We start from the raw sequence: 16931 nt of genomic DNA, 5'->3' as shown, positions 1-16931 counted from the left end.
ATGAATTACGCACTTGATTTAGCTAAATACTTAATCTTATCATGTTTTAGGTTGAAATTAAGATGCGTTTACCCTGGACTAGCACCCAGCTCGGATAACACTGGCTTAAGGGCATAGTTAATTGCTAATAAGTGACCGAGAGTACCTCCGGTGGCAATGGGGAGAATAACTTTGCCAGCCAAACTCTTCTGCGGGAGCAAATCTAAGTAAGCCTTGAGTACGCCTGTGTAGGCTGCTTTGTAAACAGGTGTGGCGATGATGATGCCCTTGGCTTCTGCTACTAAATCGTTGACTGCTTTTAAGTCTGGACTCGCAAATTGCCCGTAAATTAAGACCTCTGGCGGGAGATCGCGGACGTTGATAGATGCCGTACTTAGTCCCTCTTTCTCGACAGCGCGGCGGGCGTATTCCAGCACGGCAAATGAGCGGGATGGATGAGACGGGCTACCTGCGATCGCAACAACATTAGGCATTTAATAGTCCTCCTATTTTTGACTCATTTAAAAATGAACGATTTACGGTATCGCTAGTAAATACGGTATATTTGTAGGCTTACCGTAGTTTATAGGTAGTAAGCTAGCACGGTCAATTTTAAAAAGCAAGTAAGTTGAGATGTAAAGTTTGATAACTCTTATGAAAATTTTGCGATAGCGCCAATCTCGGCGGGAATCAACTGTCAGGTTTTTTCTCCTAAATACAGCATAATCCCACCGAACTCAAAAACAGAACCTTTACAGGAAGCGGGTTTGCTGGTTCTTAACAATTATTTATCAACGCCGCAGAAGTTGGGCGAAAAATTATCTTGCTTTTTGTAGATACCTATGCAATAATCGTGTTTAATCAAAATCTACTGTAATTTGACTGACTTACAGTAGATTAAATTTAGAAATGCTAATCTGCTATTGACCAGCACCGGTGAGTAGGAGACGAATTGGCATTTGCTCAACAGCAACCTTTGACAGCGAAAAAGGTTTTGAGCCTGTGGCATAGATCGCGATATGGAGGTTTTTTAGAATGGAATCACGACTCTCAGGAATAGGTCTAGAATTAGTAGAACTCCAGAAGTCATTTGGAAATATTAAAATTTTGCGGGATATCAACATAGAAATAAATCCCGGAGAATTTGTAGCAATTGTAGGTCGCAGCGGATGTGGCAAAAGTACCTTACTGCGCTTAATCGCCGGACTAGAATTTCCCACTCAAGGCACTGTCTTTCTAGATGGAAAGCCGTCCCGCAAACTCAACTCTAAAGTGACAATGATGTTTCAGGATGCACGGCTACTACCTTGGCAAAAAGTGGTGGGAAATGTGAAATTAGGGCTACTCACGGCCAAAGAAAACACGCACTACAAAGCGATGGAAGTCCTTCACGCGGTAGGGCTTGGCGATCGCGCCAACGATTGGCCGGCGGTACTCTCCGGCGGTCAAAAGCAGAGAGTTTCTTTAGCAAGAGCCCTTGCCTGCGAACCTGATTTACTGCTGCTTGATGAACCCCTCGGCGCGTTGGATGCTTTGACTCGCATTGAGATGCAGCAATTATTAGAAAATTTATGGCAAGAAAAAGGATTTACCGCGCTACTGATCACTCATGACGTAGAAGAAGCAGTGGTGCTAGCTGACCGAGTTATTTTAATAGAAAATGGTCAGATTGCAATGGACTGTTCTATTGATATGCCGCGACCGAGGCAGAGAGGAAATGCTCTATTTGCGGCGAAAGTAGAGGCGATTTTGCAGCGCGTTATGGGTCAAAAAGAAAGTAGCAAAGATGCAGAGAAAGTTGCAATAGGTAGGTACAAAAAGCCCAACTATGTAAAAATAAGTAAATACGGATAACGGATCTATCAAGGTAACTCAGATATGGGCGCTCGTTTAAGAACATTTCTGACTCGCGATCTCTTCGTCAGCTAATCCGATGCACCCGGATTTGATATCACTCGCAGATCCTAAATTCCGATCGATACTTTACCGTTCCGCTGCAATCCTCCAAAGCTCCACTTTCTAACTCCAACACCATAAAAGCTTCATCGGGTACATCATATTCACATTTCAAGCTCTTTCGGCTAGCAGGAATAAACCCAAAACGCGAATAGAAATCTTGATGACCAAGCACAACCACTGCCTGAAATCCCGATCGCCCGCACTCTTTTAAACCTTCCCGAATCAGCAGCGTTCCTATACCTTGCCGCTGATAGTTGGGTAGAACTGCGACTGGTGCCAACCCCAGAATCGACAAATTTTTAGAACCTTTTCCTTCAACCGCAACTGGACTGAAGAAAATTTGTCCGACAATGCGATCGGATTCTACCGCGACGAAGGAAAATGTAGATGCCATTTCCCGCAATTTATCGACTAAGTTAGCCTCATTTTCTCGCCCGAATGCCGCAATATTAATGTTGCGAACAGCTTCTACATCTTCTGGCTTTTCGGTACGGATATCCATAGCTTAGATTAATGGTTTTGCGGCCCCTCTGGCAGACAAATTACTACAGAAACTGTTTCTATCTTTCGCTCGCGATATCAATCAAATTATAGCGCCCCTGAAGCCTTTTTCCTCTTTTTGAGTTATATATTTTTGGCAACCAATTATACAACGACTTGCAGATGAATGCCAAATCGTCGCAAAAGTCGATCGCTTCCAATCTTAACCCCCGGACAGTCTCCTTTATCGTCACAGCGTTTTAATGAAATTAAAGCGCTCCACTGGTTATGCTGATTCTAAATGAGTAACCGGAATTTGTTCGGTTCTTTCAGGCAATCTCGCTCCAGTTGCAACGGCATGAACCGCATGAAGAATATCGGCTGAATAGTATCGATTGCCGCAGTTATCGCAAACACCGATGGTCACATCTTCAAGAATGACAAATCCATTTTTATGTTTGAATGCCTCGCGCTTGACAGTGCGGGGTTGAACGGTTCCTTCGCAATACTCACATCTGTATTTATACATACGATTAGCCATTAAGTTGAGTGACTTCATAAACCGTGATGATTAGATAACGTCCGTTACTAGCGAAACGTCCAACCACTCCAACAGGTGTTTGTCGATCCAGTGCAGTACCCACTACTACATATTTTGTACCTCTGGGGTCGTCTTTTTCAACCCGGATAATCTGACCGCTCAGAACCGCCTCTTCTACATCCAGGATAGTCAGCAAGTCCTCAGCCATTTCTTCCATTGCGTGGGCTGACATATCGTACTGGCGGAGGCGAATTTTCTCTCTGATACGGTCAATATCGTTGCGAAGCACTGGCTGATTAATGTTACATCCAGGCAATCATAGCAAGTTATTGTTCAAAAATCTATCATTTTCAATTCCTTAAACATCTGGTTTTACTTCCTTCGACCCGACTTACTAACTACTCTTATTGCGGTACAAGCCGACCGGAAGACAATCGCTTAATGCCCTCCATCGCTGTAGTTTCTCCGGCTTTGTCACCGCCCTCACGAGCAATTTTTAAAGCTCCCTCGTAGGATTCGAGAGCTTGAGCATATTGACCGAGACTTTCATGAATTGCGCCCATATTGTTGAGCAAGCGTCCGATACTTGTCTTGTCGCCGATTGCTTCTAACATCGGTATTGCTTGCTGAAAATAGATCAGCGCTTGAGTATCTTTGCCGAGTTTGCGAGAGGTAAGTGCCATGTTGTTGAGGAGGCGGCCGACGCCAGCCCTGTCTCCGATTTCCCGGCGAATTGCTAAAGCTTGGTGGTAAAATTCCATTGCTCTATTAAAGTCGCCGATGTTGTAGTAGACGCCACCCATGTTATTGAGGGTACGGCCTAAATCGCGCCGATCGCCCGATGCCGTGCGAATCGTCCGCGCCTGCTGGTAAAATTCGATCGCCTTGGCGTAATTGACCTGTTCTGCGTACACGGCCGCGATGTTGTGGAGAGATTCTCCAATTTCAATTTGGTCGTTAGCAGTTTTGGCAAGTTCCAAAGCTTCTTGGTGCAGTTTCATAGCTTCGGAAAAATTGTCCCCAATCCGATTGACGAAACCTAGGAGATTGAGAGTGCGCGCGATACGAGGCCCTTTGCCGATTTCTCGGTGAATGACTAAAGCTTCCCGCAAAACTTCCAAAGCTTTGGGCTGCGAACCCATTTCGGCGTAAACTTCCCCCATATTATTAAGGGTTTCTCCGGTTCCTGGTTTGTCACCTAGTTGCTTGCGAATTGCCAAAACTTGCTCAAAAGTCTCGATTGCTTCTCGAAACAAACCCTCGCGGTGCTGTTTTACTCCTGTTTCAAATAGTTCGTCTGCTTGGGTTTTGGGGTCAGTTGCCTGAGCGCGATCGCTCGCTTGGGTGCGCCTCGCATTTATAATTGGGGCATAAGCCCGAGCGTCTGAAATTGCCACCAGGCTGAGTGCGGGCGATAAGACAATACTTAGAGCGGCGAGATAGCTGAAGTGATAAGAGCGGCAGGGCACCGATCGAGTCCTCCAATAGCTAAGTGATAACTATTAAGATAGAGCTTTTTGGGGTGTTCCTGCCGAATTTTTTCTCAATCTCTAGGTTCTGACTGGGTTTTTGTCTTGCCAGACTGCTAGAATCAGCGGCATATTGTTGAGAGCGGATATGAGAGCAATGTTTCTGCTGGGTGGAAGCGATGCTTTTTCAGAACTTTGCAAGATGATGTCCTGTTGGTCAAGCGTAATCCAAGCAGTTCCTGACAAAACTTGAATTTCTCGATGAGTTTGAGGCAATTTGTATACCTCGTTTTCCATCAAAATAATGCGATCCTCTTCGAGGGCTCCGCTAACGGGCGCTGCACCTTCGGAAGATATTTGAAGCATAGCATCTCCTACTTGGTAATTGGTAATTGCTAATTGGTAATTGCTAATCGAGGACTGTATTTCACTTCATTTCCAGGCAACCCACACAATACTATTGGCAATAACGCCGATCGAGCCAAGCGCGCATTTCACCCTCCGTTGCCACGCAGGTAGAACGACCTGTAGCTCGATCGCAACCGTGCCACCAAGTGTTACCATAGCGATCGCAAGTCTGCCAAATTCTCAGTTCCTCCTCACCAGAAATGAGGTAGAGGAAAAACTGCCCAATTTGATTTATAGCTGAAAAGAGAGATTGCCCTTTCTGTTTTTCGGATGTTTTAGGTCGAACTGCAATCGAAAAAAAACTCATTATTCGGGGGTTGATCCAATTTTTGTAAGTAGACATAGCCAACACCTTAAAGTGATAAACTCTACAAAATTTGCACCTATAAAATTACAAAAAATAGCTTTTAACGGCAATATTTCCATCGCAATTACAGCACAATATTGTTGTCGTGCAAGTCCTGTAAAAATCTATCTGTTACCTGATAAATTAACCTTAACTCTGGGGCAATTGACAATCAAAGCATTGCTTGCATAGGTTGTATGAATAAAATCGATATATCGAAGCCCTTGTGACAATTTGGGTACTACTGGCACAAACGCTATGAACGAAATCAATACGCGGCGGATGAAACTCTCTCAGATTCAAGCTTTGATAGCTGTAGCAGACTGTGAAAACTTTAGCGAGGCGGCTTTGCAATTGGAACTGTCCCAATCCGCCGTCAGCCACGCCATCGCCTCTTTAGAAACAGAATTGGGAGTGCAATTGTTCCACCGGGGGCGACACGGTGCTCAACTGACGCCAGTGGGGGAAAGGGTAGTGAGTCACGGGCGTCAAATAGCCGACGCCTTAGAAATGATGGTCAAAGAAGCGGATTTAGAAAAAGGTTTGCAGGGAGGCCAGGTACGGATAGTTACTTTTCGGAGTGTCGCAACTCATATCCTACCGGGTATTATTGCTAAATTTCGCAGTTGCTTTCCCAAAATTGCGGTCAGCATTACCGAAGTTTATTATACCCAAGCTGTGGAAGAGGCTTTGCGATCGGGCAAAGCAGACATCGGCTTTGTCTCTCTTCCCATCTCGGATGAATTTGAAACTAGAGAAATTTTGCGGGATAAATATGTTGTGTTGCTGCCACCAACTGCCAAATTGTCAAGCGATCAGATTACATGGAAAGAATTAGCCGCTTATCCGTTGATTTTGCAGCCGGCGGAAACTGCTTGTTCTGTACCGCTTCGCAAATATTTGATAACTTCGGGGTTTCCCTTAAATATCGCTTACGAACTCAGCGAAGATTCAACTATTGTCAGCATGGTGATGCAAGGTTTGGGTGCAGCAATTCTGCCCCGTTTGGCGGCGGAACCGATACCTGCTGAGGTGAAAGTTTGTAATTTTCCTGTGGCTTTTGAAAGGGTAATTGGGGTGGCTGTTTTGAGGGATGGGTTGTTGATTCCGGCCGTGTTTGCGTTTTTGGATTTAGTTAAAAGTGCGGCAGAGGTTGATAGTGAGGGCGATTTTCCGATTAATCCTTCATGAGAAACCTAAGTCAGTTGTTATTGGTTATTCGTTAGATTGAGTTTTTTTAACCGCAGATATCAGCAGATGAACACAGATGGGATTTTATCTGCGTATATCTGCGTTCACCTGCGGTTAAAAAATCTCGCATAAAATAGTACGATCGCTTATTTACTGCTAATGCGCTTAGCTACAAGACTAGAACTGTCCCCTTGGTGGAATTTGATTCGACCGTCTACCGAGTTTTTATCCTGTAATTGGAGCCAACCGCTACCAAATGCAGGATCGTTCTCGTCATTACCGTCCCATGTAAACTCAAATCGCTGATCCTTTCCATCTTTTACGACTTCGCCGTCAATGTCACCTGATACTAAACCGAATTGAAATTCTCCTGAACCTGTGGGTTCAATCTCGATATAGGCTTCAACTTCCATGTCCAAGTAATCACTATCCCACATTGCCATCTCTGTGATCCGCCATTTGCCGCTATATTGCATTTCTTTCATCCTCCACTTGTATTAATATTCGTCATCTCTCTCACCCAGTTGCGGAAATTCACCTCCGCTTCTACTTCATCTAGCTGCGCTGCTGCCAAGAATTCGTAGAACTTTTCCTTGGGCACGATCGGAAAAGTGGGGCTGACAGATACTTCCAAATACTCATCGTTCTCTAGCTGATAAATTCGCCATTCTCTACCATTGTACCGCCAAAACTCCGGTACTCCCATACTGGCATAGAGAGCTGGCTTATCAATATCAGTATGGGTGATATCTACTTCTACGACTAAATCGGGTGCTGGATCTGTGGCTATATCTACTGTACGACCGGCTACGAGGGGCTGATTTTGGATGTAATAGGCATTATCTGGTTCTGCACCGCGCTCTAAGTCTGATCGATCGAGGGTTGTCGAACCCATTGTTTTGATTTTTAAACCTAGCTCTACAGCCAAAATAATAATCAGTCGTTCGATTAAGCGTGCTGAAAATTCGTGTTCTTCTAAAGGCATGGTAATTTCTAAAATCCCCCGGTCGAATATCAATGTAGCCGCTCGGTTATCGCCTAAAATCTGTAGCAGTTGTTGATAACCCTGCCAAGTAATATTTCTCAACACTACTCGCTTTTCGCCTATGAGTAACGGTGGTGCGATGGGCGCAACAGAAATCATATGTTTACTTCCAACTATGATATTTCTACAATAACATAAGCAACAGGCAAGATGCCTGTTCCACAACTAACAAATTCTTGATTGTGGAACGGGCATCTTGCCCGTTCTTAAAAATAGTCAACAAATTCTATTTACTCTGATCTGTTCTCTGCCGCAAAATAAATTCAGCTAGTGCTAAATCTACGGGCGTTGTGACTTTCAAATTCGTCTCTTCTCCCTCGACAATTTGCACTGGTAAACCGCATTTTTCAAACAAAGCCGCATCGTCGGTAACTTCCCAACCTTTCTGTCGCCCTTCTTCGTGACACTGCTTTAACAATTTCACTTCAAATCCTTGGGGAGTCTGGGCAGCCCACAAATTGCTTCTGTCTGGGGTGTCTCGCACGATCCTACGCTCATCTACGACCTTAATCGTATCCTTGACCGGGACGGCGACAATCAAGCCCGGACAGCCCAAGAGGGCCTCTGCCGATCGATCGAACAATTCAGCAGTTGCCAAACACCTCGCGCCGTCGTGAATCAATACTTGATCGGCATTTGGTGGTAAAGCCTGCAAACCGTTGTAAACTGACTCTTGCCTGGTGGCGCCTCCTTGAATCAGTTCCACGGGCTTAACCAAAGATAAATCGCTCAGAATTGCTTTAAAATCAGGAAAATCGTCTGGCTGGCCCATGATGCCAATCCAGCTAATGTGCTGCGAAGCTTCAGCAGCAGCCAAAGTCCAACTCAGCAAAGGTTTTCCCAGCAAAGTCAGCAGCAGTTTGTTTCGCTGACTCCCCATCCGTCGCCCCGAACCTGCTGCAGGAATTAATAAGTGCATTTACTAACCGTTTTTAACCCAACTAGATATATATAATAAGAGCGTCCTGTACTTTTGAGTCAGTTGTTTAGCTGTCAGCCAGTAGCTTTTAAGGTCTAGAAATACTATAAGCTGATAGTTGAGAGCCGATCTCTGAGAGCTACCTCGATCAATAATAGCCCGATCGTTTATGATGCGAATACTAGCACTTGTCCCTGGCGGGATTGGCGACCAAATTTTATTTTTCCCCACTCTTGATGACCTCAAGCAGTCTTATCCCGACGCGCAAATTGATGTCATCGTAGAACCGAGGGCAAAGGGTGCTTACCGAGTCTGCAAATCCGTCAAAGAAGTCTTGACGTACAATTTCAAAGACCGCAACGCTATGGCAGATTTGGGCAATTTACTGGGCGTAATTCGCGATCGCGAATACGAAGCAGTTATTTCCCTCGGCCAGCGGTGGACTGTAGGGCTGCTGCTGTGGCTGACCGGCATTCCGCAGAGAGTTGGCTATTCAGGAACCAACGGTGCTCGATTTCTCACTGCTGCTGTACCGCTGAAAACTGAACAGTACGCCGCTTCAATGTACCACGATTTGCTGCAAGGATTTAACATTACAAATCCTTGTCCGGCGATCGCGATTAATGTACCAAAACAGGACATTCAGTGGGCCGAAGCCGAACAGCAGCGGTTGGGCGTAAAAGAAAGCGGATACATTCTAATTCACGGCGGTTCGAGTCAATTAGCTGTGTCTAAAGGTATTGACAAAATTTACCCTACAGACAACTGGAAGCAAATCATCACTGACTGTCAGCAACGGCAGCCGAATTTGCCTGTTGTTGTTGTGAAAGGCCCAGAAGATGCAGACTTCGTGACAAAGTTAGTCGAGTTATGTCCCAATGTAAAAGTTATCTCGCCGGATGATGTCGGCAAGTTGGCGGCCACTATTGCTGCTGCTAATTTGATGATATGTACTGACAGTGCGCCGATGCACTTAGCTGTGGCGGTTCAAACTTATACAATAGCTTTGTTTGGCCCGACTGAACCGGCGAAATTGTTGCCAAAGAGCGATCGATTTTTGGGCATTAAATCTGCTACTGGCAAAATGGCAGACATCTCTCCTCAAGATGTTTTAAAGAAGGTTTGGGGCGGCTAAGAATTAGGATATCTTTCGTAGGGACACAACTCTATGCCCCTAAATCCCCCTAAAAAAAGGAGACTTTGAATGCTCTTGTCCCCCTTTTTTTAGGGGGGATTGGGAGGATTATTGCTCTATCTTCGCAGTTATTCCACTAAGTTTAAGACATTGAAAACTATTGATAAAAAATTAAAAATATTTAACGTCAAATCAGTGTCAGAACTTGTAGCGCGATCTTATTTTCTCCTTTGCCCAGCATTTAGCGATATATCCTGAGCCAATACTAAACGCTAAAGTCACTAATAAGCTTAGCCCTGAAACCCACCATATAGAGGTTGGTGGCGGTGGGGGTTGTTTGTCTATGGTTTTCGATTGGCTGCTTTGGACTGAGGTTTGCGTTAGTGATGTTTGTTTTTCTTTAGGTTTGGGTGGAACGCTTTCAGCTAGGGGTTGAAGGATTTTTTCCATAAAGGGAGAGATGGCACTAGCAGTGAACGCTGCTGTTGCAAATCCTACACCCCACGATTGTACATCTTGTTGAAAAGAACGATCGCGAGCGGCTGTTTTGTCATCCAGATTGAATTGTTCAATTTCGACCATACCTTTAATAGTATCTATGAACTTTTCTCGCACTCTCAGTCCTAATTCTAGAAGGGCACAGTCGTTTTTTATTTGCTCTTGATATTTCTTTTCTGCTACATTAAGAAATTCTTCCAAAAACTTCAAATTTGTGGAATTAGCTCCACCTTCTTTTTCTGATTGTTCAGTAATGATATCTAAACGTTTTTTGTAGTTTTTACGATTAACATCTATCGTGTGCAGTTTAATTTCTAGAAAACTGATCCTATCTAAATAATTCTGAATAGTGGGGTAGTTGTCTATTACAGGGTAAGAGCATCTCAATCAGCCTTGACAAAAGCACTTGAGAATTTGCATCATATAGTCATTGTTCATTGCGGCCCGTTTGATTTTTTGTCGCAGGCTACGTTGGAGAGTTGTCTCTTGGTTGACCGCATTGAGTGCAAGCCGTCTTACCAGAGCGAAGTTCTGAGGACTGTTTAACGAGCGAATCCGGGATTTATCTTCATTAAAAGTCACATCTAAACTCCAATGCACTTGGTTTTCAATGCCCCAATGTTGACGAATAGCACGACCATTTAGCTGAGCATCTACTGGTAAAGAACTTAGGTAAAATTGCACCTCATGAGTGGTTTTGTTCCACAGATGACGAACTCTTTCGACGATAACAATAGTGTGCAATCCTGCCCATTTTTCTTGCTTGTAAAGTCCTCCTAATTGGGCAACTGATACCGCCCATACTTTTCGAGTTTCGACGCGATGATGACCCTTTTCGGTTCGGGAATCATAACTCATTTCAACTCCCATGAATCCTGAGTTTTTGCAGTATCAAACCAGTCTTTAACTTGATGATAAAGGGTGGGATGATTGCTTTTTAGTGCCACGACATAATCGGCTTTTTTCTGACGAATCAGTCGAAATATTTCTGTTTGAGTCCCCATCGCATCAATGGTGATAATCGCTCCGGAAATGTCGATTAATTTTAGTAGTGCTGGAATAGCTGTGATTTCATTGGAGTGGTCTTCAACTTTGACTTGCCCGAGTACCAAACGCTGTTCGCTCGCCCAAGCTGTCACTAAATGTAAGTTTTTTAAACCTTTCTCTCGATCGTAAGAACCTCGCAAACTTTTGCCATCTATCGGGATAATTTCTTGCAAGACGGAACCCATAATTTGTTGCAACCATTGCGATAACTTCTGCTCTAAAACTTTCGGGTCGAGCTTTTCAAATACACGACGAAATGTATCATCGCTTGGTATCCCATTGGGTAATTCTAAAAATTCTTCTAACCATTGCTGCTTGCTGAGTCCATAATTTTCGATGTCTTCCCACCCGACAGCGCCGGCGATCGTAGCTAATATGGTAATGACCAGAATGTCTTTAAGTAAATGTTGTTTGGTTCGGTCTACTCTCGGATCTGGTAGATCGTTAAAATAAGTTGATAAGCCCATTTGTAAGTCTTGCAGGTCGATGGGTCCTGGCCGGGAGCTCGTCGGCGATGATTTGGGCTGATTCACAACACGAGCGAATCCTTTCTCCATTGTTTTTTCCTCACCCTTCGTGACTGATATGAAGCAGTATTATAGGACGCATTTGACATCTTTAAGGCTGCGGGTCGAGCGCCCGTGGTGATTCGAGCGCCCGTGGTGATTCGAGCGCCCGCTACGAGCATCACTTACACGGATCGGGCGATCGTCACAAGACCTTCAATGGATTCTCAAGAACCGTTATTGACTGGATACTCCTTCATATCTTGCCCTTAAAGTCAAGTACAATTTATACCAAATTAGATGAGCTTACCCTGTTGTCTATTAAAGCCTTTTTTAACTGTTCTAAATCTTCCGGCAACGTTGGGTAAAAACTCTCTCGCTCAGAGTTTTTATTAGCTTTGACAATTTTTTCATTATTTGATTGATAATTACTATAAGCCGACAAAACTTTGTTGCGGTAGGAGAAAAGACGCAACCAGTGTTCATAAAATTGTGCGGATTTTTCCAAACCCTCTAAGCTAGTATATATGATAATCAAAACATGGCGATTTTCATCCAAGTTCTCCCAGTTATGTGGGGACTGCCACACTTCAAAAATCCAGCCATTCAGGAATTTTCCGTTTTCATAATATTGCCATTTGTTACCTGTAAATTTTTCATAAGCTTCTGAGGCTATTGTTTTAGCTTTTTCTTCTAATTCTTTTTCCTTATTCTCCTCCAGCTTGATAAAATCAGGTGGCAAGTATCCTGCGAGCATCCAGGTTTTTCCTAGGTCATTAGAGCTACTAAATTTCGATGCTTGTTCTGTTTTTGGGAAATCTCTCCTTTTCCCAAAATCACTGATATCTTTAGGCGTAGTTTTACTCTGTTCATTAACAGAAAATGAAAAAAGCAAACCGTAGGTGTCGTTTAAGCGTACAGGATAGTAGAAACCATTAAATTCCGCTTCAGCTTCTTGAAATGCATAGAATTTATGAGTTTTAATCTTTGTATCGGGATGCAATGTCAGTAAATCGACAATATTTTCAGTGTAACCATATTCCTCTTCAGCAGACTGGTCAACCTTTAAGTCAGGAGGCAACTTTTCCCAGAACTTTTTATGATTATCAGCAATTTTAGAAGCATTTTGACCTAGACCATTTCTCAGGTTGTAGACAAATAAATAGAGGTGAGGATAATAAATTTGTTGGCTCATTGGCTCATTAGAAAATTGTTGACACCCAAACATAATATGGCGCTTGCTCTGAACTTTGCTGCTCCGAGTTATTTACTGGGTTAGTGGTTTCTGTTCCGTTTCTAAGGAAATTAATTAAGTCTTTAATCCTATCAACAATCCTAACTTTCTTGTTGGGATTTTCCTCTAATTTATTTAGCTCTGTAGTTACTTCAGGTTGTTTTGTTAACTCCTCTTTTAATTCTTTAGCCCTTTTAACTGATTGCTGTGCTCTCAAAACCGAACAGAGTTTGGATTCAATTTGTTCAGGAGATTTTTCATCATTTTCTCGATAAGTTGAGTCAGTTTTATCTCTTTGTTCCAATATATTCGTAGTTTCTGTATCTCGACTTGGTGGAACTATATTGCTCTCTGTCGGTGGAAAGATACACTTGTCCTTTGAGTTAGCACTGTATAATTTAAACAGTGCTTTATGTGCTGCTGCATAGTGCCCCATTAACACCGGATATGAGCCGGCTACCTCTATAAGCTTATTGGCCATTAACATTGGCTGATTTTCCCAGCATTCTCCAACTTCGTTAACCTTTTTTTGCACTTCCAGATCGAGAGGTGAGTCCAATTCAGCTAAAGCTGCTACAAAAGCTTGTAGTGTTACGAGTTCGCTTGGCATAAGGAGTCGCATGATTGTTGAGTATTAGCTTGTCCTGTGATAATAAAACCAGCCCAATCGTCTGGATGTTCAAAAGGACAATTTGAGATTAATGTATCCCTATTATATACGGTATTGTTAGCTATTGCAATGTACACCTGTAGGCCAGCTAACGACAGCAGAAGTTAAGGCGAGAGGTGTCTTAGTGGATGGCTAAAACGCTGGTTCCACTCTCGTAAATTGTAGATTGCGTTAACTAGAAGTATCTTTTCAGCCTCTTCTTCAGCTAAAGTTTCAGATTTTTCTTGAGCGTTTTCCGCAAGGCTTTTTAGATTTTGTGAGTACACTAAGTTTTCTTGTTCAGTTGAACGCTCGCGATACCACTCTGCTAGTTTAGCATAAGTGAGGGTGCGGAGCCAGTCTTGGGCTTCTTTCAGGGCTAAAGGGGGATTACTATTTACTTTGGGGTTCTGGAAGAATTGGATCATCAGCAACGCAGCAGGAATTTCGTTAACCTTCCAGAGGGTGCTGATCACATAGGTAGTCCCTACAGCCAAAAAGCCACTAGCTAGGCTTACGAATTCATCAATCAGACCGCTCTTGCCACTCATGCCAGTTTCGCAAGCAGAAAGAGCAACAAGATTGTAGCCCTTTAATCCAAACCCCGAAAAGTTCTTAGAGATATCCCGCATAGTCAGTTTTTCCGTGTTAGCTAATTGCAGGTATGAGTTTTGGGGTTCGCTCACATCATGGTAGCCGTGACCAGTGAAGTGAAAAATATCATAATTAGCTTTTAGGCCATTTATTACCTGTTTTCGAGTAGCTTTTTTACCCCCTATACGGTTTTCAGGAAGGCATTTATATTGCTGAGAAATAATGGCAGCCTCTAGTTCAGAATACAATAAATTAGGTAAGTAATTTTGTTCTAATTTCTTTGCAGTGTCAGAACCTGCGACTATCAGCATTGATCGATCTTGGGGAAGTTTTCCTGAGTTAGTCTTAAGCTTTTTTAAATCAACACCAATTTGAGCGCTAGGTAAATAGGTAATGGTATAGTCTTGATCAGTATCAGTATAATTATTGTAGAACAAAACATGAATGGGTAGAAGATGCAAATCTCGATGGGGAATCAAGATTACTTGCTTAATCCCTTCCTTCGCTAAGCACTTCAAAATTTGGAAAATATCAAGAATCTTGGCTAGGTTGTCAAGCCTCTTCCGCATTGATTTTCGCCAAGAATGGTTGTTTATAGCCTGTGTTCCTTGAATTGATTTGTACCCTTGGTAATCCTTTTTCCACTCTGCCATCCACTTTTCAAAGTCTTTGAGTTGTCTAGCTGGAGAAGTGTCGGAACCCCGTATCAACAAAGGGGGATTTTTATGCCACAGAATAAACGTAGTAATCGCTGTTGGGCTAATGTGCCAGTCGATAGCTGCGGTTTCTTCATTCAGGAGAATGTCTTGAATGTCTTGGTAGTTCCAACTGTCAATATCTGCGTCACGCTTGTCAGGTGCAAACCAGCTAAGACAAAGGTTTTTTCTTAGCTCTGCCACCTTTAGAGCTTCATTGTGATATCCTAACTTGGCAAAGGTATCAACGCTCAATTGGTTAAACCTAGCAAACTTCTTCTCTAGCCTAAAGTCCTCTTTTTCTTTTTTCTTCGACAATTGTTCGTACCGCTCAGTTCCTTCCAAAAGATTGGCTTGTAATTCCCCTTTCAGTTGATGTGTTAATGGTAAATCTTGGTAAAGTTCGAGCAAATCCTGCCACACTTCCACTTCGCGTTCTAGTAAACGAGTATTTTTAAAATGTTGGATGGCAGCTTGATAATTTTCTTTTGCTTTTTGCCTTGATTGGCTAGTTTGGCGGTGGTAATATCTGCTTTTAGAGTAGTGCAATTCTCCAAGACCTCGCTCTTGCTCATCACTGTATGATGCTACCTTAAGAGCTTGGATACCTTTATCCCAGTTAGCAAGTGCTTGTGTAGATTTTCTTAACTTATAGCAAGTCCACCCATAGCCATCATAAGCCTCCCAGCACAGCTCATCACGCTCCAAAGCTTTCTTATAGGATTTAATAGCTTCTTTATAATCCTCTAATTCTTGAAGTGCCTTACCTTGACCGCACCATACTTCCGCTGAGTCCAATCCTAAATCAATAGCTTGAGCGTAGTGGTTAAGTGCCTTGGGAGCATTGTTATTGCGATCCCATCTCATCAACGCATCAGCTAATATCTGATGAGTTTCAGGGTCATAGGGAATAATTTTTAGAATTCTTTGACAGCTAGATGTTACATCCGTATGGCGACCGGCTTTAAATAGGGTAAGTAGTACCGTAATGCGCTCTTCCCTAGCAAGAGAATCATTAGGGTCGAGTTCAATAGCGCGATCATAGCTTTCCAGTGCTTCCTTGTTATAATTTAGTATTTTTAACACATTTCCCCGGCGATACCAGGCTTTAGAGTAATCTGGCTTATAGTGAACAGCTTTGTGATAGCTTTTGAGTGCCTTACTGTAGTGCTCTGGGTCATTATCTAGGCGCTCTTGTGTCAAACCCAGATAGTACCAAGCGTCAGCATAATTTGGCTTATACTCAGTGGCTTTCTGATAGCTTTTGATTGCTTCCTCTTGGCGATTTGGGTGTTTGGAGTTAATCAAAGCATTGCCTCGATTATACCAGGCTTTAGCGTAGTTCGCTTTTAGCTCAATGGCTTTATCGTAGCTTTTAATTGCTTTTTCGGGATCCTTTTCTTGAGCGTTTAAGTTAGATAGTCCAATTCCAAGAGTACACCAACTTTTATAAGAATCTGGATTAATAGCCCGAGCTATTTCGCTACTAACAATTGCCTTTTTTTGCTCCTTTATTTGTGATAATGCAATACTGCGTCTTCGCCAAGCCTCCTGGTAGTCAGGCTGGAGCCTAATTGCTTGGTCATAGCAGCCAATTGCTCTTTCATTCTCGCGTAAATTCCTTTGGATAATGCCATAGCTCAGCCAAACTTCGCAAGAATCTGATTTCAACTGTATCGCTTTGTCGTAGCTGTCGAGGGCTTCTTGAGCGCAGGGCAATTTATCGATATTGAACAATCCATCTAAGGCAATACATTGACCTTGCCAATCTTCGTAACTTTGATGTTCTGTTGAAATCAATTGCTGGAAGTCTCTAGCCTGATTAAAATCCGCTCTTGCCTTTTCAGTTTCGTTAAGCTTATTATAAGCCCAGCCGCGCAAAGCCTTTGCCAAAGTGTACGATTGCCGAATCTCCAAAGCTTGGCTCAGATGCTCAATGGCTTTTTCATATTCCTCTAGCAAATAACAGGCTAAGCCCAATCGGAACCATATTAGAGGATTTTGCGGTTCTATTTCAGATGCCTGATGAAAAATATCGATTGACGCTTGGTAATGTCCCCGATAGAATTGGCAGAGTCCTTGCTTTAGCAATCCTTCCACGCTATCGGCAGATGTTACCTCATAGTGAGGAATTTCCCGCCCCAGAAGTTTTCCACTAAGAGTAATCCAAGAAATAAATGATCCAAAATGCTGGGATACTGGAGAAATAATCAGCGTGCCATCTGTTCTATGTTTC

General features: G+C 43.1%; 18 protein-coding genes and 1 pseudogene. 4 read left to right on the top strand and 15 right to left on the bottom strand.

What is annotated here, in order from left to right:
* Positions 1-68: 68 nt before the first annotated feature.
* Positions 69-473 (bottom strand): NADPH-dependent FMN reductase, encoded by a 405-nt coding sequence (ssuE, locus tag QT994_RS25800; RefSeq protein WP_333179656.1) that lies wholly within the window; start codon positions 471-473, stop codon positions 69-71.
* Between the two features lie 541 nt (positions 474-1014).
* Here ssuE and QT994_RS25795 point away from each other — a divergent pair.
* On the top strand, positions 1015-1833 hold the full coding sequence (locus tag QT994_RS25795) for an ATP-binding cassette domain-containing protein (RefSeq protein ID WP_333179655.1): 819 nt from the start codon (positions 1015-1017) through the stop codon (positions 1831-1833).
* A 97-nt stretch (positions 1834-1930) separates the two neighbouring features.
* Here the strand turns inward: QT994_RS25795 and QT994_RS25790 are convergent, their stop codons facing one another.
* The 6 genes from QT994_RS25790 to QT994_RS25765 all read right to left on the bottom strand — a co-directional run bounded on the left by QT994_RS25790 (position 1931) and on the right by QT994_RS25765 (position 5143).
* Entirely contained in the window at positions 1931-2440 is a 510-nt protein-coding gene (locus QT994_RS25790) for an N-acetyltransferase (protein WP_333179653.1), read from the bottom strand.
* A gap of 264 nt (positions 2441-2704) precedes the next feature.
* Positions 2705-2947: a YgiT-type zinc finger protein gene (locus tag QT994_RS25785; protein WP_333056915.1), complete on the bottom strand. Its 243-nt coding sequence runs from the start codon at positions 2945-2947 to the stop codon at positions 2705-2707.
* A 4-nt stretch (positions 2948-2951) separates the two neighbouring features.
* Positions 2952-3248 (bottom strand): DUF4258 domain-containing protein, encoded by a 297-nt coding sequence (locus QT994_RS25780; RefSeq protein ID WP_333179650.1) that lies wholly within the window; start codon positions 3246-3248, stop codon positions 2952-2954.
* A 115-nt stretch (positions 3249-3363) separates the two neighbouring features.
* Positions 3364-4428, bottom strand: a complete 1065-nt coding sequence (locus QT994_RS25775) for a tetratricopeptide repeat protein (protein ID WP_333179648.1) — start codon at positions 4426-4428, stop codon at positions 3364-3366.
* Positions 4429-4509: 81 nt separating this feature from the next.
* Positions 4510-4794 (bottom strand): hypothetical protein, encoded by a 285-nt coding sequence (locus QT994_RS25770; protein ID WP_333179644.1) that lies wholly within the window; start codon positions 4792-4794, stop codon positions 4510-4512.
* Positions 4795-4885: 91 nt separating this feature from the next.
* Entirely contained in the window at positions 4886-5143 is a 258-nt protein-coding gene (locus tag QT994_RS25765) for a hypothetical protein (RefSeq protein ID WP_333048041.1), read from the bottom strand.
* 51 nt (positions 5144-5194) lie between these two features.
* Between QT994_RS25765 and QT994_RS25760 the strand changes: the two genes are divergently transcribed.
* Both QT994_RS25760 and QT994_RS25755 read left to right on the top strand, forming a co-directional pair.
* Entirely contained in the window at positions 5195-5374 is a 180-nt protein-coding gene (locus tag QT994_RS25760) for a hypothetical protein (protein WP_333048040.1), read from the top strand.
* Between the two features lie 66 nt (positions 5375-5440).
* Positions 5441-6373 carry a LysR family transcriptional regulator gene (locus tag QT994_RS25755; protein ID WP_333048039.1) on the top strand — a complete coding sequence of 311 codons (933 nt, stop codon included), beginning with the start codon at positions 5441-5443 and terminating at the stop codon, positions 6371-6373.
* A 146-nt stretch (positions 6374-6519) separates the two neighbouring features.
* Here QT994_RS25755 and QT994_RS25750 read toward each other — a convergent pair whose 3' ends face one another.
* The 3 genes from QT994_RS25750 to ispD all read right to left on the bottom strand — a co-directional run bounded on the left by QT994_RS25750 (position 6520) and on the right by ispD (position 8337).
* The gene (locus QT994_RS25750; RefSeq protein ID WP_333179641.1) at positions 6520-6858 is read right to left on the bottom strand and encodes a hypothetical protein; all 339 of its coding nucleotides are present in this window, start codon (positions 6856-6858) and stop codon (positions 6520-6522) included.
* A complete protein-coding gene (locus QT994_RS25745; RefSeq protein ID WP_333048037.1) occupies positions 6855-7517 on the bottom strand; it encodes a Uma2 family endonuclease in 663 nt (220 codons plus the stop codon). Before QT994_RS25745 ends, QT994_RS25750 begins: the two co-directional genes overlap by 4 nt.
* 127 nt (positions 7518-7644) lie before the next feature.
* The gene (ispD, locus tag QT994_RS25740) at positions 7645-8337 is read right to left on the bottom strand and encodes a 2-C-methyl-D-erythritol 4-phosphate cytidylyltransferase (protein WP_333179639.1); all 693 of its coding nucleotides are present in this window, start codon (positions 8335-8337) and stop codon (positions 7645-7647) included.
* Between the two features lie 172 nt (positions 8338-8509).
* Between ispD and QT994_RS25735 the strand changes: the two genes are divergently transcribed.
* On the top strand, positions 8510-9472 hold the full coding sequence (locus QT994_RS25735; protein ID WP_333179659.1) for a glycosyltransferase family 9 protein: 963 nt from the start codon (positions 8510-8512) through the stop codon (positions 9470-9472).
* Between the two features lie 198 nt (positions 9473-9670).
* Here the strand turns inward: QT994_RS25735 and QT994_RS25730 are convergent, their stop codons facing one another.
* From QT994_RS25730 to QT994_RS25710, 5 genes and pseudogenes are all read right to left on the bottom strand, one after another.
* Complete coding sequence (locus QT994_RS25730) at positions 9671-10357, bottom strand: hypothetical protein (protein ID WP_333179637.1); 687 nt, start codon at positions 10355-10357, stop codon at positions 9671-9673.
* Positions 10358-11484, bottom strand: a pseudogene (locus tag QT994_RS25725) (ISAs1 family transposase).
* Between the two features lie 325 nt (positions 11485-11809).
* Positions 11810-12718: a hypothetical protein gene (locus tag QT994_RS25720; protein ID WP_333179635.1), complete on the bottom strand. Its 909-nt coding sequence runs from the start codon at positions 12716-12718 to the stop codon at positions 11810-11812.
* Positions 12719-12725: 7 nt separating this feature from the next.
* The gene (locus tag QT994_RS25715) at positions 12726-13367 is read right to left on the bottom strand and encodes a hypothetical protein (protein WP_333179632.1); all 642 of its coding nucleotides are present in this window, start codon (positions 13365-13367) and stop codon (positions 12726-12728) included.
* Positions 13368-13531: 164 nt separating this feature from the next.
* On the bottom strand, positions 13532-16931 hold a 3400-nt coding region (locus tag QT994_RS25710), incomplete at its 5' end, for a tetratricopeptide repeat protein (protein WP_333179629.1).

This window comes from Microcoleus sp. S13_B4, assembly GCF_036700885.1.
Classification (GTDB): domain Bacteria; phylum Cyanobacteriota; class Cyanobacteriia; order Cyanobacteriales; family Microcoleaceae; genus Microcoleus.
Note: the sequence above shows the minus strand (reverse complement) of the source record. Positions and strands in the feature narration are given on the sequence as shown.